The following is a 20767-nucleotide window of genomic DNA, read 5'->3' as shown; positions in this document are numbered from 1 at the left end:
GCCGGGGCGCGCCCCGGCCGCATCACTCAGGAGAGAAACATCTCGCGCAGATAGTGCGGCACCGCGTTATCCACGTTGGAGCCAATCACCTCCAGCTCCGGCAGCTTATCCTTCAGGCGCTGATGCGCGTCGCGCATAATGCAGCCTTTGCCCGCCATCGCCAGCATCTCCAGATCGTTCATGCCGTCGCCGAACGCGATGCACTCTTTCAGCGTGTAGCCGATAATCTTCGCCACTTCTTCCAGCGCATGCCCCTTCGACACGCCGCCGGCCATCACTTCCAGACAGGTCGGGAACGAGAAGCTGACGTTCACCCGGTCGCCCCAGCGCGCGTTAATCGCCGCTTCCAGCGGCAGCAGTTTCTCGTGGTCGTCACAGGTGAAGTACACCTTGCAGACGCCGTCGGTTTCCAGCAGGCCTGGCTCAAACAGCTGATATTTGAACACCGACTCGCGGAAGAACTCTTCCTGCTCCGGGCTGTTGCGGTTGATAAACCAGTCGTCGTTACGGTAGACGTTGGTGGTGATATCCGGGCTGTTATGCACGATGCCGTACAGATCGCGGGCGATATCGCCGTCCAGATTGTGGCTGAAGATCAGCTCGCCGGCGGTGTTGTGCACCCGCGCGCCGTTGGAGGTGATCATAAACGCGCTGATGCCGAGGTTATCGCGGATTTGCCCCACGTCGATATGGTGACGGCCGGTGGCAAACACAAAATGCACCCCGCGCTGCGTCAGCAGCTGCAGCGTCTCTTTGGCATAAGGTGACAACGTATGGTCAGGGGACAGCAGGGTGCCATCCAGGTCGGAAGCAACAACATGATACATAAATAGGTCAACCTCTAATGGAGTTGTCGGCGGCATCGGCGCCGCTGAAAGCGTGTTGAGCATAAAAACGCAGGATTGCGTTTAGTGCTTCGGCGCGCATAGCGTCCCGCTCAAACAGGATCTCATGGCGTGCGCCCTGGATAACCCGCGGTTTTCCCCCTTCGCAAGGGTGTCCCGCGTCTGACAGTGCCTGACAAAAAGCCTGGTGCGAACGGTTGTCGACCACCCGTTCCTCACCGGCCTGCAATAACAAGATTGGCGTGGCGATCTCTGCGGCCTCGGCAATCGCCTGTTGCCCGGCCTGAATACTTTCCCGCACCCAGTGGTAAGTCGGCCCGCCCACCTGCAGCTCCGGGTAGTCGGCATAGTAACGCACCGCGCGCCGGTAGCGCTCGCGGCTGTGGGTCAGCACGTTGACCATATACGGCAGCGGCCGCCACTGGCCGGTGCCCACCGCATAGTAATCGCGCACGTTCGGCCGTTTCTCCGCCCAGTTCAGGATGCGGTGCGCCATCCAGTCGGGCATCGGCAGGTAGATGCCGAACATCGGCGCGCACAGCGCAGCGGCGACGAACGCCTGCGACTGGCGGGCGAGGAACTGCGCCAGAATCGCGCCGCCCATCGAGTGCGCCAGGGCGAAATGCTGGCGATAGCCCAGCGGCTGCACCGCCTGCTGATAAAAGCGCGTAAAATCTTCGACGTAATCGGCAAAGTTCACCACGTGGCCGCGGTGGCTGTCCGCCAGCAGACGCCCGGATCGCCCCTGCCCGCGGTGGTCGATAATCATCACGTCGTAGCCGCACTGAAACAGATCGTAGGCGACTTCCGGGTACTTCACATAGCTTTCGATGCGGCCGGGGCTGATCACCACCACCCGCTGATGCTGCGGCGCGCTAAAGCGTACGTAACGAATCGGCACCTCGTCGACGCCGCTGAACTCACCCTCCTGGCGCGTGCGCCAGAAATCCAGCAGCGGGCCGGTGGCAAAGGCCGCAAACTGGGTTTCACGCGTGAGCCATTCATCGGGGCTGAGTATAGACGCCGTCATGACATGCCTTCCTTTCCGCTAGCGCCGCCCGCTCAGCGGGTAAAAATCAGGTGTAAACCGAAACCGGTGAACAGAACGCCCGCCAGCCCGTCGATCCATTTCGCCAGCCGCTGATAGCCGCGGCGCATCGCCGGCAGGGCGAAAATCATCGCCACCAGGCTGAACCAGGCGAAGGTTTCCGCCACGATCAGCAGAAACAGTCCCCAGCGCGCGCCGGCGCCGACGCTGTCGCCGACAAACAGCGAAAACACGCTGCCGAAGTAGATCACCGCTTTCGGGTTGGACAGGTTGGTGAGAAACCCGCGGATAAAGCTGCGGCCCGGTTTGGCCAGCGTCACGCTCGCCTCGTCCGGCAGCGCCGCCGGCTGCCCGCGCCTGGCGCGCGCCGAACGCAGCAGCTGCCAGCCCATCCAGCACAGATAGATGCCGCCGCCGACCATGATAATCTGATGCAGCCAGGCCATCTTCGCCAGAATCAGGTGCAGCCCCATCAGCGCCACGCCGGCCCACACCACGATCCCGAGGGCGATACCCAGCACGCCCATCATCGCCTCGCGGCGCGAGCGGCTGGCGGCAGTCTGCGAAACAAAGAAGAAGTCCGGCCCCGGACTCATCAGGGCAATCAGGTGCACCAGCGCGACCGTCAGAAACAGCATCAGCATGATTACTCCTCGTCGTTATCCATATGGTCGCGGATCATCGCCATAAACGGCGTGCCGAAACGTTCGAGCTTGCGCTGGCCGACGCCGTTGACGCTCAGCAGCTCGCTGGCCCGGGTCGGCATCTGCTCCGCCATTTCCAGCAGCGTCGAGTCGTTAAACACCACGTACGGCGGGATATTCTCTTCATCGGCAATCGACTTGCGCAGCTTACGCAGCTTGGCGAACAGCTTGCGGTCGTAGTTGCCGCCGTAGGATTTCTGCGCCGAACCGCCGCGCGGCTTCAGGCTCTGAATGCGCGGCACCGCCAGCTGCAGTTCGACTTCGCCGCGCAGTACCGGACGCGCGGCTTCGGTCAGCTGCAGCGCCGAGTGCATGGCGACGTTCTGGGTAATAAAGCCCAGGTGGATCAGCTGACGCAGCACGCTGATCCAGTGTTCGGTGGTGTGATCGCGGCCGATGCCGTACACCGGCAGTTTGTCATGGCCGAATTCGCGGATGCGCTGATTATTGGAGCCGCGCAGCACTTCCACCACGTAGCCGATGCCGAAACGCTGGCCGACGCGGCCGATCGCCGACAGCGCCTTGCGCGCGTCCTCCAGCCCGTCGTAGCGCTTCGGCGGGTCGAGGCAGATATCGCAGTTGCCGCAGGCTTCCTGTTTACCTTCGCCAAAGTAGTTGAGCAGCACCAGGCGGCGGCAGGTCTGCGCCTCGGCAAAGGCGCCCATGGCGTTGAGCTTATGGCGCTCAATATCCAGCTGCTGCCCGGCGGGCTTCTCCTCCAGACAGCGGCGCAGCCAGGCCATATCGGCCGGGTCATACAGCAGGATCGCCTCCGCCGGCAGGCCGTCACGGCCGGCGCGGCCGGTTTCCTGGTAGTAGGATTCAATGTTGCGCGGGATGTCGAAGTGCACCACGAAGCGCACGTTGGGTTTGTTGATGCCCATACCGAACGCCACCGTCGCCACCACCACCTGCAGGTCGTCGCGCTGGAAACCCTCCTGCACCTGCGCGCGCCGCGCGTTGTCGAGACCAGCATGATAGGCCGCCACGCTCAGGCCGCGGCTCTGCAGACGGGCGGCGGTGTCTTCCACCTTGGCGCGGCTGTTGCAGTAAATAATGCCGCTTTTACCGCGCTGGTCCTGCACAAAGCGCCACAGCTGATCGAGCGGTTTGAATTTTTCCACCAGCGTATAGCGGATGTTAGGCCGGTCGAAACTGCTGACCTGAATCAGCGGGTCCTGCAGCGCCAGCAGGCGCGTAATGTCGTTGCGCGTCGTCTCATCGGCGGTGGCCGTCAGCGCGACCACCGGCATCGCCGGGAAGCGCTGCTTCAGCTGGCCGAGCGCGCGGTACTCCGGCCGGAAGTCATGGCCCCACTGGGAAATACAGTGCGCCTCATCCACCGCCAGCATCGCCGGCGGGCAGCTGTCGAGCAGCGACAGGAAACTGTCCATCATCAGGCGTTCAGGGGCGATATACAGCATTTTAATCGCGCCGCTGCGGCAGCCGGCCATCACTTCCAGCTGCTGTTCGCGCGTTTGCGTCGAGTTATAGCAGGCCGCCGCCACGCCGTTGGCCAGCAGCTGGTCCACCTGATCCTTCATCAGGGAGATCAGCGGGGAGACCACCAGGGTCAGGCCCTCCAGCATCAGCGCCGGGATTTGATAGCACAACGATTTGCCGCCGCCGGTCGGCATCACCACCAGGCAGTCCTGGCCGCGGGTTACCGCATCGATAATCGTTTGTTGCCCCGGACGGAATTGTTGATAGCCAAAGGTGTCGCGTAACACCTGCTCTGCCAGCAATTCGCTGTTTATCACTGCTGCGGTAGACACACACTTCCCCATGTTAAATTCTGAGTACCCCGATAAGTAAGGCCGCCGCCGTATGTGCGGCGGCCTCTGGGACGCGGGGCTATGATTACATAATATCGTTCAGCATGACACCAACGCCGATGCGTGTCTGCCGGAAGTTGTAATCAATCATCGATTCGCCGTAGCCGCTGAATACCTGAGTATAGAAGCGCACGTGCTTGGTGATCGGATAGCTCCAGCCCAGCTCCGCCCCGCCGAAACCGCTGTTCCAGTTGTAGTGGCCGTCTACGCTGAACACGCTCTCGCCCCAGGTATAACCGACTTTCAGGCGGTAGTAGCCCATGTACTTGGTGATATCCGGGTTGTCGTCGCTGCTGGCGCTTTCGGAGAAACGCAGCCAGGGTTTGACGTCCACCTGCCAGTTGCCATTCTGCGCCATCAGGCGCGCGTAGGCGCGGTTCCAGCTGCGCGACGTCGGCTCCGAGCGGCCGTTCGACTGGTGGTTAAGCCCCACCTCAACATCGCGCAGCGTCCAGCCGGCAAAGGTGTAATCCGTCGCCCAGCCGAGGAAAATCTGCGGCTCGTAGTTGGTTTCGCGGAACGGCGAGGACTGACCGCTGTTAGACAGCTGCCACCAGGAGCGTTGAGTATAGGACGCGCCGAGCACCGAGTTTTCACCAACAATGCCGCGCCACAGCGGGAAGGCCAGACTGAGCTGGAATTTCACCTCGTCTTTGCGCGCGTGATCCGCCCAGCTGTAGCTGTCGATCGCCTCTTTATTGAGATCGCTGGTGTAGCTATACAGTATGTAGTTAGGTTCGTACGGGTAGAGCGTAAACGGGTTATCGTGGGATTGCAGCATATTGGCGATAATGCTGCCGTTCACCGCCGGTTTATCATGTATTTCTTGTTGTTTCGCTTCTTCGGCCTGAACCAGCGCCGGGGCCAGCAGCATTGCCATTACGGCCCCTGACAGAATACGCATAATTCTCATCACTCCAGCAAATAAAAACACACCCTGAAATAAAAACAGGCCATTTTACACACAAAGCGACGTTTACAGCAGTCCGGGGCGCTTTTATTGGAATAGTCTGGAAAGCAACAAAGGTTAAGCATAAAATCAACAAACCATTAACCTGGACTGACCAGTATCCTAAACCCATTTATCAATAAGAAGAATCACCGCTATGTCGACCCTGCCTCTCACAACAGAAGCCGCTCGCCAGAAGATTGGCGAGATCTTTGTTTATCACATGCCGTTTAACCGCGAACTGGGCCTGGAGCTGCGCCACTTCGACGACGACGGCGTCGAGCTGACCTTTACCAATCAGCACAAGCTGGTGGGCAACGCCGCGCAGAAGATCCTGCACGGCGGCGTGATCGCCTCGGTGCTGGACGTCGCCGCCGGGCTGGCGTGCGTCGGCAGCGTGCTGATGCGTCAGGAGTCGCTGGTTGAAGAGGAGCTGGCGGCGCGCCTGTCGCGCATGGGCACCATCGACCTGCGCGTCGACTATCTGCGTCCCGGCCGCGGCGAACATTTTATCGCCTCCGCCTCGGTGCTGCGCAGCGGCAACAAGGTGGCGGTCGCCCGCGTCGAACTGCATAACAACGACGGCCTGCATATCGCCAGCGCCACCGCCACCTACCTGGTTGGCTGATTGTGCCCGGTGAGCGTCTTCAGTACACTCACCGTATCGACTCTCTTACCTCCAGGTCACGTCATGGACGCACAGCAAACGCGTCAGGGCATCTTCTTTGCCCTGGCCGCCTATTTTATTTGGGGCATCGCCCCGGCCTATTTCAAACTGATTCAGCAGGTGCCGGCCGATGAGATCCTGACCCACCGGATCATCTGGTCGTTTTTCTTTATGCTGGCGCTGGTGACGCTGGGGCGTAACTGGCCAAAGGTGCGCGCCGCCTGCGCCAACCGCAAGCGCCTGCTGCTGCTGGCGCTCACCGCGCTGCTGGTCGGCGGCAACTGGCTGCTGTTTATCTGGGCGGTGAATAATCACCATATGCTGGAAGCCAGCCTGGGCTACTTTATCAACCCGCTGGTGAACGTGCTGCTGGGGGTGCTGTTTCTCGGCGAGCGTTTCCGCCGCATGCAGTGGGTGGCGGTCGCCCTGGCGTTTACCGGCGTGCTGGTGCAGCTGTGGCAGTTCGGCTCCCTGCCGATTATCGGGCTGGGGCTGGCGTTCAGCTTTGCCTTCTACGGCCTGCTGCGCAAGAAGATCGCCATCGACGCGCAGACCGGCATGCTGATTGAGACGCTGTGGCTGTTGCCGGTCGCCGCCGTCTATCTGTTCTTTATTGCCGACAGCGCCACCAGCCACCTCGGCGCCAACCCCTGGTCGCTGAACCTGCTGCTGGTGGCCGCCGGTATCGTCACCACCGTGCCGCTGCTGTTCTTCACCGCCGCCGCCACCCGTTTGCGCCTGTCGACGCTGGGCTTTTTCCAGTATCTCGGCCCGACGCTGATGTTCCTGCTGGCGGTCACCTTCTACGGGGAAACCGTCGGCCAGGATAAACTGGTGACCTTCGGCTTTATCTGGGCGGCGCTGGTGCTGTTCACCCTCGACGCCCTGTACACCCAGCGCAAGCTACGATGAGCTGGAGGCCGGCGTCGCGTGGTTGGAAATAAAACGCGCGATCGCCGGCCCGGTCAGCAGGATGGTAAACAGCCGCAGCGTCTGCAGCGCCATCACAAATGACATATCCACCCGGCTGCCGGCGGCGATAATCGCCACCGTGTCCAGCCCGCCGGGGCTGGTGGCCAGATAAGCGGTCATCATGTCTACCGGCAGGAAGCAGGTCAGCATCCACGCCAGCAGGCCGCAAAACAGCATCAGCGCGGCGATGGACACCAGCATCTGCGGCAGCGTGCGCAGCGCCAGCAGCAAGATCGGCCGGGTGAAGCGCAGCCCCACGCTCCAGCCAATCAGCGTATAGGCCAGCGCCAGCAGCCATTCCGGCACCTGCAGAGCCATCGCGCCGCTGGAGTGCAGCGCGGCGCCGATAATCATCGGCAGCAGCAGCGCTCCCGACGGTATGCGCAGGCGCGGCCCCAGCCAGGCGCCGGCGGCCGCCACCGCCAGCGTCGCCAGAAAGCGCCAGTCCAGCGGCGGAAACCAGTTCAGCGCCGCGCTGCCCTGCCCCGCTTCATCGCCCAGACCGATACGCGCTACCGCCGCCGCCGCGGTGGCGACAAACAGCACGCGCAGATACTGCATAAACGCCACCAGACGCACGTCGGCGCCAAAGTCGCCGGCCATGGCGACCATCGCCGACGCGCCGCCGGGTGAGGCGCCCCAGGCGCCGGTCGGGCCGGGCAGATCGCTAAAGCGCACCAGGCACCAGCCGGAGATGCCGCTGGCCAGCAGCGTCGCCAGCAGCACCAGCAGGATCAGCGGCCAGTCGGCCAGCAGCGGCGTCAGCATGGAAGGAGACAGGCTTTGGGCGATCATGCAGCCCAGCACCGCCTGCGCGCCGATAAACAGCGGCTTGGGAATGCGCACCGACGCGCCCAGCAGCCCCAGGGTAACGCCAACGATCATCGGCCCCAGCAACAGGGCGGCGGGAATATGGAACGCCAGCAGGCCGAACCCCAGCGCCAGCGACGCCAGCAGCAGGATCAGCCATTGCAGTACCGCGGGGAACCTCTCCATCGGAAGGATTGCCTTCAAATAATTTTGCAGGGAATTATCTTAGCAGGCTAACGGCGTGAAATCACGATGCGGCAGGCGCCGCACCGCTCCGGCCCGTGGCTTACAGCCAGTTTTTGCGTTTGAAGTACAGGTACGGCGCCAGGCCGGCCAGAATCATCAGGCTGATCGCGCCCGGATAACCGAACGACCACTTCAGCTCCGGCATAAATTCAAAGTTCATGCCGTAGCTGGAGGCCACCAGCGTCGGCGGCAGGAACACCACCGACACCACCGAGAAGATCTTGATGATGCGGTTCTGTTCGATATTGATAAAGCCCATCGCCGCCTGCATCAGGAAGTTCACCTTCTGGAACAGCGACTCATTGTGCGGCAGCAGGGATTCAATATCGCGCAGCACCTCGCGCGCCTGCTCCAACTGACCGGTCGGCAACCGCGCCTTGCGCACCAGGAAGTTCAGCGCGCGCTGGGTATCCATCAGACACAGGCGCACCTTCCAGCCGATATCTTCCAGCTCCGCCAGCGTCGACAGCGCTTCGTCATATTCATCGCCCTGATGGCCTTCCATAATGACCCGGCTGAGTTTTTCCAGATCGCTGTAAATATTCTCGATTTCGTCCGCCAGCTGTTCAATTTTGGTTTCGAACAGGTCCAGCAGCAGCTCATAGGCGTTGCCGTCCACCATCATCTGGTTGCGGGCGCGCATGCGGTACAGGCGGAACGCCGGCAGCTCGCGCTCGCGCAGCGTATACAGCCGGCCGTCGCGGATGGTGAACGCCACGGTGGAGTTGCCGGCGTGATCCTCCGCATCTTCAAAATAGAAGAAGGAGTGGATGTGCAGGCCGTCTTCGTCTTCAAAGAAGCGCGCCGAGGCCTCGATATCGTCCAGTTCCGGACGGGTGGCCAGGCTTTGCCCCAGCTCATGTTGCACACGGTCGCGCTCGCTTTCTTCCGGCTCGACCAGGTCAACCCACAGCGAGGTGGTCAGGTCTTCGGCCTCATCCAGCTCGAGGCGGGACAAGCGGCTGTTATCTAATTTGAAAGCGCTCAGCATGTGCTAAAACTCCCTAATGGTGAGGGGATACCCTGCATTCATCGGAATTACATCATCCCGGGCGCAGACGCGCCCAAACCCACAGATGCAATTCACATCATTTTAGGCGGACAACGCGTTGAAGCACAGAAACGGAGGGGCACGCAGGCCATGCTCGTTTCAGACCATAAAGAGATCTGACTCAGAGCGACGCACAGAGGGGTCGCCGACAACCACGAAGGCTATCAGCGTAATGGGATAGCCTTAGAAGTTGTACCTGTTGGGATCCAGGTCAGTGAGCCAGCATCTACTGGGTGTGTCCAAGGCGAATGTCCTCATTGATAATCGTGCGCGCATGTTACGCCGAGAGGAAAAAGCCTGTCAACACGTTAAACAGGATAAATCCCCAACAATTCACCGCGATGACAGAGCGATAAAAATCCGCGCGCCGGCGCAAAGAAATGACCGCGCGCAACGCCCCGCGCCGGGAAAGTTGCTAGACTCTCTCTACCGATAGCTTGCGGATTTCCTTAATGAAATTGATAACCCTGCAACAGATGAACCTCATGGGCGAGCAGGCCGCCCAGCTGCCGCGCCTGCGCACCCACCACCTACTGCATGACGATACGCGCGAACCGGTGCAGCGCATGACCATCGCCATGGAGCCGGGCACCTATATCCGCCCGCACCGCCACCCGCACGGCTGGGAGCTGTTGACGCCTCTGCGCGGCCGCTTTGTGGTGCTGCAGTTTGACGATCGCGGCGCGGTAACCCGGCGCATTATGCTGGGCGAAGAGAACCGGCTGCTGGAAATGCCCGCCAACGTCTGGCATACCGTGCTGTCGGTTGATGCCGGCGGGGTGCTGTTTGAGGTGAAACCGGGGCCGTATCAGCCGCTGGCGGCAGAAGACTGCATGACCTGGGCGCCGCCCGAAGGCGGCGACGGGATTGACGCCGTGCTGCGCTGGTACGCCACCGCGCAGGAAGGCGACCGCTACCCGGGCTAATAGCGCGCCGGGGTTACGGCGTCTCCAGCTTGGCGTAGGCCGCCACCAGCCATTTGATGCCCTCGCCCTGGAAGGCAATCTGCAGCCGGCTGTGTTCGCCGCTGCCTTCCAGATTGACGATGGTACCTTCGCCAAACTTCGGATGACGCACCCGCTGGCCCAGCTTGTAGCCGGTGTCGTTCTCGGCGATCGGCGTCCCCATGCGCTGGTGCTTCACCGGGCGCGACACGCTGGCGCGCAGCCGCACCTCTTCCACGCACTCCTCCGGGATCTCGCCGATAAAGCGCGACGGCCGGTGGTAGACTTCCTTGCCGTACAGCCGGCGGGTTTCGGCGTAGGTCAGCGTCAGCTTTTCCATCGCCCGCGTCAGGCCGACGTAGGCCAGACGGCGCTCCTCCTCCAGCCGACCGCCCTCTTCCAGCGACATCTGGCTGGGGAACATGCCCTCTTCCACGCCGACGATAAACACCTGGCGGAACTCCAGCCCTTTCGCCGAGTGCAGCGTCATCAGCTGCACCGCGTCCTGATAGGCGTCGGCCTGCCCTTCGCCGGCCTCCAGCGCCGCATGCGACAGAAACGCCTGCAGCGGCATTAAATCCTGATCTTCTTCCTGATAGCTGAACTGGCGCGTCGCCGTCACCAGTTCCTCCAGGTTTTCGATCCGCGCCTGGCCTTTTTCACCCTTTTCCTGCTCGTACATCAGGAACAGGCCGGAATCACGGATCACCCGGTCGGTCTGTACGTGCAGCGGCATATCTGCGGTTTCATGCGCCAGCGAGTCCACCAGCTCGGTGAAGCGCTGCAGGGCGGAGGCGGCGCGTCCGGCCAGCACCTTGTCCTGCAGCAGCGCGCGCGTGGCCTGCCACAGCGTCAGCTGACGGTCGCGCGCCGTCTGGCGCACCACGTCCAGCGTGCGGTCGCCGATGCCGCGCGTCGGCGTATTCACCACGCGCTCAAACGCCGCGTCGTCGTTGCGGTTGGCGATCAGGCGCAGGTAGGCCAGCGCATCCTTGATCTCCTGCCGTTCGAAGAAGCGCATGCCGCCGTAAATGCGGTACGGCATCGCGCTCTGCAGCAGCGCCTCTTCCAGCACGCGCGACTGGGCGTTGCTGCGGTAGAGGATAGCGCAGTCGTTCAGCGCGCCGCCGTTCTCCTGCCAGGTTTTGATGCGGTTAACCACAAAGCGGGCTTCATCCAGCTCGTTGAACGCGCAGTACAGCGAAATCGGCTCCCCTTCCGCCCCTTCGGTCCACAGGTTTTTCCCCATGCGGCCGTCGTTATTGGCAATCAGCGTGTTGGCGGCCTTGAGGATATTGCTGGTCGAGCGGTAGTTCTGCTCCAGGCGGACGGTTTCCGCCCCCGGGAAGTCCTTCAGGAAGCGCTGAATATTCTCCACCTGCGCGCCGCGCCAGCCATAGATCGACTGGTCGTCGTCGCCGACGATCATCACATTGGCGCTGTCGCCCGCCAGCAGGCGGATCCAGGCGTACTGAATGCGGTTGGTATCCTGGAATTCATCCACCAGGATATTGCTGAAACGCTCGCGGTAATGGTTGAGGATGTGCGGCTTGTTCAGCCACAGCTCATGGGCGCGCAGCAGCAGCTCGGCGAAGTCCACCAGCCCGGCGCGGTCGCAGGCCTCCTGATAGGCCTGGTAGATGCGCAGCCAGGTGGCCTCCACCGGGTTGCCGTAGCTTTCAATATGCTGCGGACGCAGGCCGTCGTCCTTTTTGCCGTTGATGTACCACATCGCCTGGCGCGGCGGCCACTGTTTCTCGTCCACGTTCAGCGCGCGGATAATGCGCTTGAGCAGCCGCAGCTGGTCCTCGCTGTCGAGGATCTGGAAGTCCTGCGGCAGATTGGCGTCCATATGGTGGGCGCGCAGCAGGCGGTGCGCCAGGCCGTGGAAGGTGCCGATCCACATGCCGCCCTGGCTGGTGCCGATCAGCTGTTCGATACGGTGGCGCATCTCCGCCGCCGCCTTGTTGGTGAAGGTGACCGCCATGATCGAGTACGGCGAGCAGTTCTCCACCGCCAGCAGCCAGGCGATGCGATGCACCAGCACCCGGGTTTTGCCGCTTCCCGCGCCTGCCAGCACCAACAGGTTGCTGCGTGGCGCCGCCACGGCTTCACGTTGTTTGTCATTCATGCTGTTGAGCAGATCGGAAACGTCCATAGGCACCATTACGTGGTAAGGGAAAACCGCGCCGGCGCGGCTTTCACTGTGAATTTATACAGAGTTATGGGGGGGATTATAACAACGCTGTCAGCGATGCCAACTGCGAAACCTCAATATGCGGCAGTAAACGGCCGTCGGCGGCCTGCATCAGGCTACCCTGACGGTCGTTGATCCAGCAGGCCTGAAAACCGGCGCGCAGCGCGCCCGCCACGTCGGTCGTCAGATCGTCCCCCACGTGCAGAATATGCGCAGGCGCGATCGCCAGCCGCTCGGCGGCCAGCTGATACATATCCTGATAGGGCTTGGCGCGGCCGTCCGGCCCGGAGCGCAGCACAAAGCGGAAGTACCCCTCCAGCCCGCAGCGCGCCGGCTCGACGTTGCCGTTGGTGATCGCCACCAGCGGATAGCGCGCCCCCAGCGCCTTCAGCGTGGCGTGGGTGGCAGCCGGCACCTCAATGCGGCTGCGCCAGTCGGCAAAGTGCCGCATGGCGGCGTCGGCCCCCGCCGTCGCGTCGCCGTCCGTCAGTCCCTGCCGGCTCAGCGCCAGGTGAATGGCCCGCCAGCGCCAGCGGGTGACGTCATGGTAAATCTCCGGCTCACGCGCGCGCAGCTCCTGCCGCAGGCGGTGAAAATCCGCCGACTGAAAATCCTTCAGCCCCGGATGGTAATCTTGTAAAAAGGCCACCGACTGCCGCTCGGTCTCGGCAATCACCGGGCGGTTATCGTACAGCGTATCGTCCAGATCGAACGTTAGCGCCGCCAGCGGGCGCAACGGCCGGTAAAAATGCATCAGGATTTCCCCCGTTTGGCGCGTGGATGCGCCGCATCGTACACGTTGGCCAGGTGTTGAAAGTCGAGGTGGGTATAGATTTGCGTGGTGGTCAGGTTGGCATGCCCCAGCAGCTCCTGCACCGCGCGCAGATCGCCGCTGGATTCCAGCACGTGGGTGGCGAACGAGTGGCGCAGCTTGTGCGGATGGATATGGCTGCTGACGCCCTGTTTGACGCCCCACTCGGCAAAGCGCTTTTGCACATTGCGCGTGGAGATGCGCCGGCCCTGATTGGAGAGAAATACCGCGTCGTCGTCCGGCGCGAACAGATCGCGCATCGCCAGCCAGCGCTCCAGCCAGGTGACGGCGGTGCGGCCGATCGGCAACTTACGCTCTTTACTGCCTTTACCCATCACCCAGATCTCGCCGGCGGCCAGATCGAGATGCCGGCAGTCCAGCCCCACCAGCTCCGCCAGACGCAGCCCGGCGCCGTACATCACTTCCAGCATCGCGCGGTCGCGCACCGCCAGCGGATCGTTAACGTCGATCTCCAGCAGCTGGCTCACTTCGTCAACGTCGATATTTTTCGGCAGATGGCGGCCGCTGCGCGGCGTGCGGATGCCCTTGGCGGGGTTAGCGGGCAGTTCTCCCCGGCTCACCTGCCAGTCGAGAAAACTGCGCAGCGCGGAGAGCCGCAGCGCCAGGCTGGCGGCGTGCAGCCCCGCCCGCTTGCTGCGGGCCACCAGCTGCCGCACCAGCGCCGCATCCAGCTGCGACCAGGCGCTGACGCCCAGCGCGCCGGCCAGCGCGCACAGCGCCTGCAGCTGACGGGAATAGTTAAGCTGGGTCAGCGGGCTGAGCTGGCGCTCCACCTTCAGATAACGCAGAAAAGCGTCCACCGGCGGCTGCAGGCCGGCCGCTGACGCCGTCATGCGCGTTCGATCCAGCGTTCCAGCAGTTCCGGCAGCATACGCGCCAGCTGGGCCAGCATCACGGTGCCCATGCCCGGCTGATAGTGCTGCGTATCGCGGCTGCTGAAGATCACCATGCCCAGATCGCCGTCCTCACCCAGCAGCGACAGCGCCACCGAGCCGACCTGTTTGGCCTGCGGCAACAGCAGCAGCAGTTCCGGGCCGTTCAGGCTGCCGAGGAAGTGGTGATCATCCCCCAGGCGCTGAATGCGCAGCGGCTCAAACGCCGAACGCGCAATGCCGAGGTGGGTAAAGTCCGACGGCGCACCGATCTGCCAGCGGTCGCTGAACAGGCGAATATTGGCGCCGGCCAGCCCGAAGCCGCGCGCCCAGCGCTGCAGGCGGTTCAGCATATCCTGCAGGCTGTCGGCGGTGGCCAGGTTGGCCTGCAGATGCAGCAGCCGGCCAAACAGCCCTTCATTGGCGCTGGCCTGCTCCATCAGCAGCGTGATCTCTTCTTCCAGCCGGTCGATATGGTTGCGCTGCCGCGCCAGATGCCACTCCACCAGCGAGACGGTGCCGCGCACCGGATGGGGAACGCGCATCTGCTCAACCTGGCGCGCATTGCGCATAAAGAAATCCGGGTTCTGCTGCAGGTACTGCATTACGGCGTCGTCATCAAGCGCAATGGCTGCGACGGCCTGGTCCTCAACGCTTTTCATAGATGAATAAATCCGTCATAAACATGGGTTGCCGGGCCGGTCATAAACAGCGGCGTACCCGGTCCTTTCCAGCGTATGTGCAGACTGCCGCCCGGCAGCTCCACATGCACCTCTTCTGACAGCAATTCCTGTTGAATCCCTACTGCCACGGCGGCGCAGGCGCCGCTGCCGCAGGCCTGCGTTTCACCGGCGCCGCGCTCGTAAACGCGCAGCTTGATATGGTCGCGGCTGACCACCTGCATAAAGCCGATGTTGGCGCGCTCCGGAAAACGTTCATGGCTTTCCAGCACCGGGCCAAGCAGTTCCACTTTGGCGGTTTTTACATCATCCACCTGCAAAACACAATGCGGGTTGCCCATCGACACCACGCCGGCCAGCACCGTGTGCTCGGCCGCGCGCATGATATAGGTCTTCTCCGCCTTGGCGGCGCGGAACGGCACCGCCTGCGGCTCAAAGTTGGGTTCGCCCATGTTGACGCACACCCGATCGTCGTCGGTGACGCTGAGCACCATGCGCCCGGTCTGGGTGCTGACGCGAATATCGCGCTTGTTGGTCAGCCCTTTCAGCCGCACAAAGCGGGCGAAACAGCGCGCGCCGTTGCCGCACTGCGCCACTTCGCTGCCGTCGGCGTTGAAGATGCGGTAATGGAAATCCAGCTCCGGATCGTAAGGCGGCTCCACCACCAGCATCTGGTCAAAACCGATGCCCAGATGCCGGTCAGACAGCCGACGAATCAGCTCCGGGGAAAAATAGACATTCTGCGTCACGGCATCGACCACCATAAAGTCGTTGCCCAGACCGTGCATTTTGGAGAACTGCATATCATACTCCGCTTTCTGGACGCGCCCGTCGTCGGTTATTCACAACGGCGAGCGCCTCCGCCGAAGAGCGCGTTATTGCGCGGTCATCGACGGTTTTTGCTGAGAGCCGGCGGCTTCCTGCTGATTTTTCTGCACCTGATCGCCGGTTTGTACCGGCTGCGCCGCTTTCTCGCCCTTCGCTTCATCAGCGGGGAAGTACAGCGGGCCTTTCAGACCGCACCCAGAGAGACCGGCGACCAGCACCGCCAGCAGCGCATAGCGTAGTTGTTTTTTCATTTGCATTAATGCCTGTTATTTATGCGTCCGAACCTGCCCTGGCCAAAATAATCGGCGTTGCAGCAAGGCGGCAAGTATGAAGGGTATATAATCGCAGGTGGATCATGAAAAGCAATAGGAATCGAATATGAACGACAGTGAGTTTCACCGGTTGGCTGACCAGCTGATGCTGGATATTGAACAAACGTTGGATAATTTTGACGGCGATGCGGACATCGATTACGAAACCAACGGCGGCGTGATGACGCTGACCTTTGAGAACGGCAGCAAGATCGTGATCAACCGTCAAGAGCCGCTGCATCAGGTCTGGCTGGCCACCAAGTCCGGCGGCTACCACTTCGACTACCGCGACGGCGCCTGGGTGTGCGACCGCAGCGGCTGGTCATTCTCCCAGCTGCTGAGCGAGTCGGCAACGCAGCAGGCCGGCGAAACCATCGAGTTCGCCTGAGCGCCGTCGCGGGCGCCTGCGTGAATCAGTGCAGTTGGTATTGTTGCTTCAGCGGCTGCGCGGCAGCGCCGTCGCTGACGGTAACGCACAGGTTGGACAGCGCGTTGCTGCGAAACGGGATCACCTGCGTGCGGTCATCGATCTGCACGATCTGATAGAACTGCGGCAGGTTGAAGTTGATAAAGCTGGAGCCGTAGGTAAAGCGGTCGTGCGAGGAGGAGTAGAAGCGGCTGACGTCGCGCACCAGCTCTTCCTTGCTGCCTTCGCAATGGTGATACACCTCGACGCGGTTCGACTCGTCCAGAATGTAGATATTAAAGCCCTGATCGTCCTTGGCGTCCTCAAAGAAGAACTGAATAATCCCTTCGCTGGCGAAGCCGTCCACCACCGGCGGCAGATGCACCTGATCGGTTTCCACCTTGATCGACAGGCCGTGCAGCTTGTTGTTGGAAATCGCGCCGTAAAATTCCACCGCATTTTCCAGCTTCTGCACCGAGACGCTCAGACGCTCGAAGAACAGCCCCCAGGTCTGGCCGGCCACGCGCACCGCCTTGAAGCGGCCCGGCTCCAGCCGCGTGCTGGACAGGCGCAGTTCGATGCATTCCGACACCAGCTGCTGAATGCGGGTGCGGATCAGCCCGCGCAGGTGCTGGCTGTAGCAGAATACTTCCACCGACTCCGGCGGCGACGCATCCTGGTGCATTTTGCCCAGAATGGTTTTCAGCGCTTCCAGCACCGACTGTTCACCGCTGAAATGCAGCGTCCGCACCTCGTTCCACGAGTTGCGGTACAGCAGGTCGATACTGCCGACCAGACACTGCTGCTGCTGGCCGAAGCTGAACACGTCCAGCTTGCGGAAGTCAAAGTGCACCACCTGATTACGGAAGGCGGCGGTCGGGTCGTTTTCCAGGTTGACGATAATCGCCAGGTGGCGGATTTCACACGGGCTGTACAACGCCTTCGGGGTCGGCGCCGGCAGGCGCAGCGGGAAGCTGTGCGATACGTCGGCCACCAGCTCCTGCAGTTTTTCACTGTCGCACAGGTTGGCGCTCTTGATGTGCAGCCGCGTGCGCGACGTCAGCAGGCCGTTGAAATAGGCCCAGGCCACCAGCTTGTTCAGATAGCGGTTATATTCCAGCGGCTGGTGGCTGACGATGGAGTCCATCGCCGGCGCCTGATTGTACAGGTACCAGCCGGCGCGGTTGGCGCGGCCGATCGGCACGTGAATAAAGGTGAGATCGCCTTCCGACAGGTCCGGTGAAATCTGCGGGTTGACCAGCGTCACCTTGCCCGGCAGCGCCTCAAAGGCGGCGTACAGCTTACGCGTCAGCACGCCGATGTCCTGCGGACTGGCGCTGACGCTGAGGTTATTGCGGCGCGCAAAGCGGATCAGGTTGCGGTAGCTCTGCATCATCGCATCCAGCAGTTCGTTATGCGCCTCGCGCACCCGCTCGATTTTCCAGTTGGCGCGGTTATCCAGCATCGCCAGCCGCTCTTGATCCCAGCCCCACTCGCTCACCAGCTGGCTGAGGATCTCCCGCCGCCAGCCGACGCTGGCCTGTGGGTGGGACAGTTTTTCGCACACTTTCAGGTAGAAGCAGCGGCGCACCAGATCGAGCCGGGTGGTGTCGTTAATCTGCGTCAGATAATGGGTAACGCGCTCGAGCATCATGCAGTAGGCGTCCAGACCGAAACAGACGATCTCGCCCGCATGCAGACGCTGTTTAATGCTGGTCGCCAGCAGCTGCGTGTTGGGGTATTCCCAGGAGTAAGCCTCCAGCAGCAGGGTCTTCAGCACCGCCTTGTACGGCGAGTCGATGCTCTTATACAGCTGCCACAGGCTGGCGCCGAAGTACTCTTCCGCCGACAGCGTGCCCAGCCCGCCGAGATCCAGCCACTCGTTCGGCGTCAGCGCCCCCTGCGCATACAGCGACAGCACATATTCGTCGTAATGCGCTTCTTCTTCGCACGGCACCATATTCCACAGGATACGTTTGCCGGCCAGGCGCACCGCGGTGCGGTAAAACTCGTCCAGCAACAGGATATGCTGCGTGGAACCGCAGTCTTCGCCGCCCAGGCTGCCGCTTTCGTTATGGCGGAAGCGGTTTTCGTCGATCAGGAAGAAACTGACCTCCACGCCCATCGACGCCGCCCACTTCTCCAGCAGGCTGCATTTCTGCTGCAGGCGATTGCGCTCTTCGTTATCGAGCCAGGATTGGTGGCAAACCCAGATATCCAGATCCGAACTGCAGCTCTGCCCGATCGACGAGGTGCTGCCCATGGAGTAAACGCCGGTGATCGGCAGTTCGCCGCTGGCCAGCGTTTCAAACGGGCTGCCCCACTTGTCTTCCAGATCGTGCAGATAAGATTGTTGGTTTTCATCAGGCGTGTAGAGGCAGATGCCATGGGGAACGTTACCATTGAGGTAACCCGGCATCAGCGGGTGGTGGTGGTGCAGTAAGGTAGGCAGCAGACTGTATACCCGTTGAAAGGCAGGTTTCATGGCCGCCAGGGCGCGATCGACACGTAGTTGATTGATCGCATCCAGTCTCTGCTTCAATGTCTCGATATAAAGGTACAAGACGTCTCGCCTGATTATCCCGGTGCTTAGAAAAAAACCCGTATTCCGTAAGCGTCGTTAAGAGGAAGAGTATTTGACGACTTATTGCTGGAAACGTGATCAATTTAACACCTTGCCGATTGACCGTAAAGGAAGTAACGCGACACACTTATTATCGCCTCACCCTAAACGACGTATCTGCAGTGTTAACTGCCCAAAACACATCACACGTCCTGTTGATTCCGTTGTCCTTTTCCTGACCACCTCCTTCTTGCACTGACAGTTTTCGTCCTCAGTGGTAGGATGGCTGGCGAAATATAAAAACGGTAACAAGCATGTTAGACAAAATTATTCGAATTGCCACCCGACAAAGCCCTCTGGCGCTCTGGCAGGCACACTATGTGCAGCAGCGTCTGATGGACAGCCACCCCGGCCTGCGGGTGGAGCTGGTGCCGATGGTGACGCGCGGCGACATCATTCTGGATACGCCGCTGGCGAAGGTCGGCGGTAAGGGCTTGTTTGTCAAAGAACTTGAGCTGGCGCTGCTGGAAGGCCGCGCCGATATCGCCGTGCACTCGATGAAAGACGTGCCGGTAGAATTTCCGCAGGGGCTGGGTTTGGTGACCATTTGCGAGCGTGACGATCCGCGCGACGCATTTGTATCAAACCGTTTCGCATCCCTCGATCAACTGCCGCAGGGCAGCGTGGTCGGCACCTCTAGCCTGCGTCGTCAGTGCCAGCTGCGCCAGCGTCGCCCCGATCTGATCGTGCGCGATCTGCGCGGCAACGTCGGCACCCGCCTGTCCAAACTGGATAACGGCGAGTATGACGCCATTATTCTGGCGGTCGCCGGCCTGAAGCGGCTGGGGCTGGAGCAGCGCATCCGCAGCGCCATGAGCCCGGAAGAGTCCCTGCCGGCCGTCGGCCAGGGCGCCGTCGGCATCGAATGCCGGCTGGACGACGAGGTGACCCGCACGCTGCTGGCGCCGCTGAACGATGAGGCGACCGCCCTGCGCGTCAGCGCCGAACGCGCCATGAACACCCGTCTGGAAGGCGGCTGTCAGGTGCCGATCGGCAGCTATGCCGAGCTGGACGGCGACACGCTGTGGCTGCGCGCGCTGGTCGGCGCGCCGGACGGCAGCCAGATGGTGCGCGGCGAACGCCGCGGCCCGGCCGCACAGGCGCAGCAAATGGGCGTCTCGCTGGCGGAGGAGCTGCTGGCCAACGGCGCGCGTGAAATTCTGCAGGACGTGTATCAGGGAGATCCGCCGGCATGACGATTCTGGTAACCCGCCCTTCCCCGTCCGGGGAGCAACTGGTCAGCCGGCTGCGCGCGCTCGGCCGGGTTGCCTATCATGCTCCGCTGATTGATTTCGCTCCCGGCGCCGATCTGCCGCGCCTGGCGTCGGCGCTGCAGGGGCTGCACGCCGACGATCTGGTGTTCGTCCTGTCGCAGAATGCGGTGAACTACGCCGACTCGGTGATGGGGCGCGCGGGCTTCACCTGGCCGGCCCAGGCCGCCTATTATGCCATCGGGCGCAGCACCGCGCTGGCGCTGCACCGCATCACCAGCCTGCCGGTCGATTATCCGCACGAGCGCGAAATCAGCGAAACGCTACTATTATTACCCGCGCTGCAAAAACTGGCCGGCAAGCAGGCGCTGATCCTGCGCGGCAACGGCGGACGCGAGCTGCTGGGCGAAACGCTGCGCGAGCGCGGCGCCAACGTCAGCTATTATGAATGTTACCAGCGCAGTCCCGTCCATTACGACGGCGCGGAGCAAAGCGCCCACTGGCAGCGCGTGGGCATTGATACGCTGGTGGTCACCAGCGGTGAAATGTTACAACAGTTGTATACTTTAGTTCCTGATTACTACCGTTCTTTATGGCTGCTGCGTTGCCGCCTGGTGGTGGTCAGCGAACGTCTGGCTACCCTGGCCCGGGAACTGGGCTGGAGCAGCATTCGGGTAGCTGAAAATGCCGATAATGACGCGCTGCTACGCGCGCTACAATAAACCTGACAATGGGA

The 20767-nt window shown here is 61.9% G+C and carries 20 protein-coding genes; 6 read left to right on the top strand and 14 right to left on the bottom strand.

Features of this window, described 5'->3' with window-relative positions; all coding sequences use genetic code 11:
• Positions 1–26: 26 nt before the first annotated feature.
• The 5 genes from yigL to pldA all read right to left on the bottom strand — a co-directional run bounded on the left by yigL (position 27) and on the right by pldA (position 5336).
• Complete coding sequence (gene yigL / locus I6G83_RS07975; protein ID WP_015344154.1) at positions 27–827, bottom strand: sugar/pyridoxal phosphate phosphatase YigL; 801 nt, start codon at positions 825–827, stop codon at positions 27–29.
• Positions 828–834: 7 nt separating this feature from the next.
• Positions 835–1875: a lysophospholipase L2 gene (gene pldB / locus I6G83_RS07970; protein WP_054305772.1), complete on the bottom strand. Its 1041-nt coding sequence runs from the start codon at positions 1873–1875 to the stop codon at positions 835–837.
• Positions 1876–1907: 32 nt separating this feature from the next.
• Positions 1908–2537 carry a threonine export protein RhtC gene (rhtC, locus tag I6G83_RS07965; protein WP_015344152.1) on the bottom strand — a complete coding sequence of 210 codons (630 nt, stop codon included), beginning with the start codon at positions 2535–2537 and terminating at the stop codon, positions 1908–1910.
• Between the two features lie 2 nt (positions 2538–2539).
• Complete coding sequence (gene recQ, locus I6G83_RS07960) at positions 2540–4372, bottom strand: ATP-dependent DNA helicase RecQ (protein ID WP_041411688.1); 1833 nt, start codon at positions 4370–4372, stop codon at positions 2540–2542.
• A gap of 85 nt (positions 4373–4457) precedes the next feature.
• On the bottom strand, positions 4458–5336 hold the full coding sequence (pldA, locus tag I6G83_RS07955) for a phospholipase A (RefSeq protein ID WP_054305773.1): 879 nt from the start codon (positions 5334–5336) through the stop codon (positions 4458–4460).
• Positions 5337–5538: 202 nt separating this feature from the next.
• Here pldA and I6G83_RS07950 point away from each other — a divergent pair, with 202 nt between their 5' ends.
• A complete protein-coding gene (locus tag I6G83_RS07950; protein WP_015344149.1) occupies positions 5539–6009 on the top strand; it encodes a thioesterase family protein in 471 nt (156 codons plus the stop codon).
• A 63-nt stretch (positions 6010–6072) separates the two neighbouring features.
• The gene (gene rarD / locus I6G83_RS07945) at positions 6073–6960 is read left to right on the top strand and encodes an EamA family transporter RarD (RefSeq protein ID WP_054305774.1); all 888 of its coding nucleotides are present in this window, start codon (positions 6073–6075) and stop codon (positions 6958–6960) included.
• Here rarD and I6G83_RS07940 read toward each other — a convergent pair.
• Both I6G83_RS07940 and corA read right to left on the bottom strand, forming a co-directional pair.
• The gene (locus I6G83_RS07940) at positions 6952–8016 is read right to left on the bottom strand and encodes an AbrB family transcriptional regulator (RefSeq protein WP_054305775.1); all 1065 of its coding nucleotides are present in this window, start codon (positions 8014–8016) and stop codon (positions 6952–6954) included. The two genes, rarD and I6G83_RS07940, sit on opposite strands and share 9 nt — an antisense overlap.
• A gap of 100 nt (positions 8017–8116) precedes the next feature.
• Positions 8117–9067, bottom strand: a complete 951-nt coding sequence (gene corA / locus I6G83_RS07935; protein WP_054305776.1) for a magnesium/cobalt transporter CorA — start codon at positions 9065–9067, stop codon at positions 8117–8119.
• A 512-nt stretch (positions 9068–9579) separates the two neighbouring features.
• Between corA and I6G83_RS07930 the strand changes: the two genes are divergently transcribed.
• On the top strand, positions 9580–10053 hold the full coding sequence (locus I6G83_RS07930) for a WbuC family cupin fold metalloprotein (protein ID WP_054305777.1): 474 nt from the start codon (positions 9580–9582) through the stop codon (positions 10051–10053).
• 13 nt (positions 10054–10066) lie between these two features.
• Here the strand turns inward: I6G83_RS07930 and uvrD are convergent, their stop codons facing one another.
• The 6 genes from uvrD to lptM form a co-directional block, all read right to left on the bottom strand.
• Positions 10067–12229 carry a DNA helicase II gene (gene uvrD / locus I6G83_RS07925; protein WP_054305778.1) on the bottom strand — a complete coding sequence of 721 codons (2163 nt, stop codon included), beginning with the start codon at positions 12227–12229 and terminating at the stop codon, positions 10067–10069.
• A 76-nt stretch (positions 12230–12305) separates the two neighbouring features.
• On the bottom strand, positions 12306–13022 hold the full coding sequence (gene yigB / locus I6G83_RS07920; RefSeq protein WP_015344143.1) for a 5-amino-6-(5-phospho-D-ribitylamino)uracil phosphatase YigB: 717 nt from the start codon (positions 13020–13022) through the stop codon (positions 12306–12308).
• Positions 13022–13933 (bottom strand): tyrosine recombinase XerC, encoded by a 912-nt coding sequence (gene xerC / locus I6G83_RS07915; protein ID WP_015344142.1) that lies wholly within the window; start codon positions 13931–13933, stop codon positions 13022–13024. Before xerC ends, yigB begins: the two co-directional genes overlap by 1 nt.
• The gene (locus I6G83_RS07910; RefSeq protein WP_054305779.1) at positions 13930–14634 is read right to left on the bottom strand and encodes a DUF484 domain-containing protein; all 705 of its coding nucleotides are present in this window, start codon (positions 14632–14634) and stop codon (positions 13930–13932) included. Before I6G83_RS07910 ends, xerC begins: the two co-directional genes overlap by 4 nt.
• Positions 14631–15455 carry a diaminopimelate epimerase gene (gene dapF / locus I6G83_RS07905; protein ID WP_015344140.1) on the bottom strand — a complete coding sequence of 275 codons (825 nt, stop codon included), beginning with the start codon at positions 15453–15455 and terminating at the stop codon, positions 14631–14633. The genes I6G83_RS07910 and dapF overlap by 4 nt, the downstream gene beginning before the upstream one ends.
• A 72-nt stretch (positions 15456–15527) precedes the next feature.
• The gene (gene lptM / locus I6G83_RS07900; RefSeq protein WP_283093060.1) at positions 15528–15731 is read right to left on the bottom strand and encodes an LPS translocon maturation chaperone LptM; all 204 of its coding nucleotides are present in this window, start codon (positions 15729–15731) and stop codon (positions 15528–15530) included.
• 127 nt (positions 15732–15858) lie between these two features.
• Here lptM and cyaY point away from each other — a divergent pair, with 127 nt between their 5' ends.
• Complete coding sequence (cyaY, locus tag I6G83_RS07895; protein WP_015344138.1) at positions 15859–16179, top strand: iron donor protein CyaY; 321 nt, start codon at positions 15859–15861, stop codon at positions 16177–16179.
• Between the two features lie 25 nt (positions 16180–16204).
• Here cyaY and I6G83_RS07890 read toward each other — a convergent pair whose 3' ends face one another.
• Positions 16205–18760: a class I adenylate cyclase gene (locus I6G83_RS07890; protein WP_054305780.1), complete on the bottom strand. Its 2556-nt coding sequence runs from the start codon at positions 18758–18760 to the stop codon at positions 16205–16207.
• A gap of 314 nt (positions 18761–19074) precedes the next feature.
• Between I6G83_RS07890 and hemC the strand changes: the two genes are divergently transcribed.
• Both hemC and hemD read left to right on the top strand, forming a co-directional pair.
• Positions 19075–20016, top strand: a complete 942-nt coding sequence (gene hemC, locus I6G83_RS07885) for a hydroxymethylbilane synthase (RefSeq protein WP_054305781.1) — start codon at positions 19075–19077, stop codon at positions 20014–20016.
• Entirely contained in the window at positions 20013–20753 is a 741-nt protein-coding gene (gene hemD, locus I6G83_RS07880) for a uroporphyrinogen-III synthase (protein WP_054305782.1), read from the top strand. The genes hemC and hemD overlap by 4 nt, the downstream gene beginning before the upstream one ends.
• The last annotated feature ends 14 nt before the right edge of the window (positions 20754–20767 follow it).

The organism is Serratia rubidaea (genome assembly GCF_016026735.1).
In the GTDB taxonomy this organism is placed as follows: domain Bacteria; phylum Pseudomonadota; class Gammaproteobacteria; order Enterobacterales; family Enterobacteriaceae; genus Serratia_B; species Serratia_B rubidaea.
This window is presented reverse-complemented; position numbering and strand designations above follow the sequence as displayed.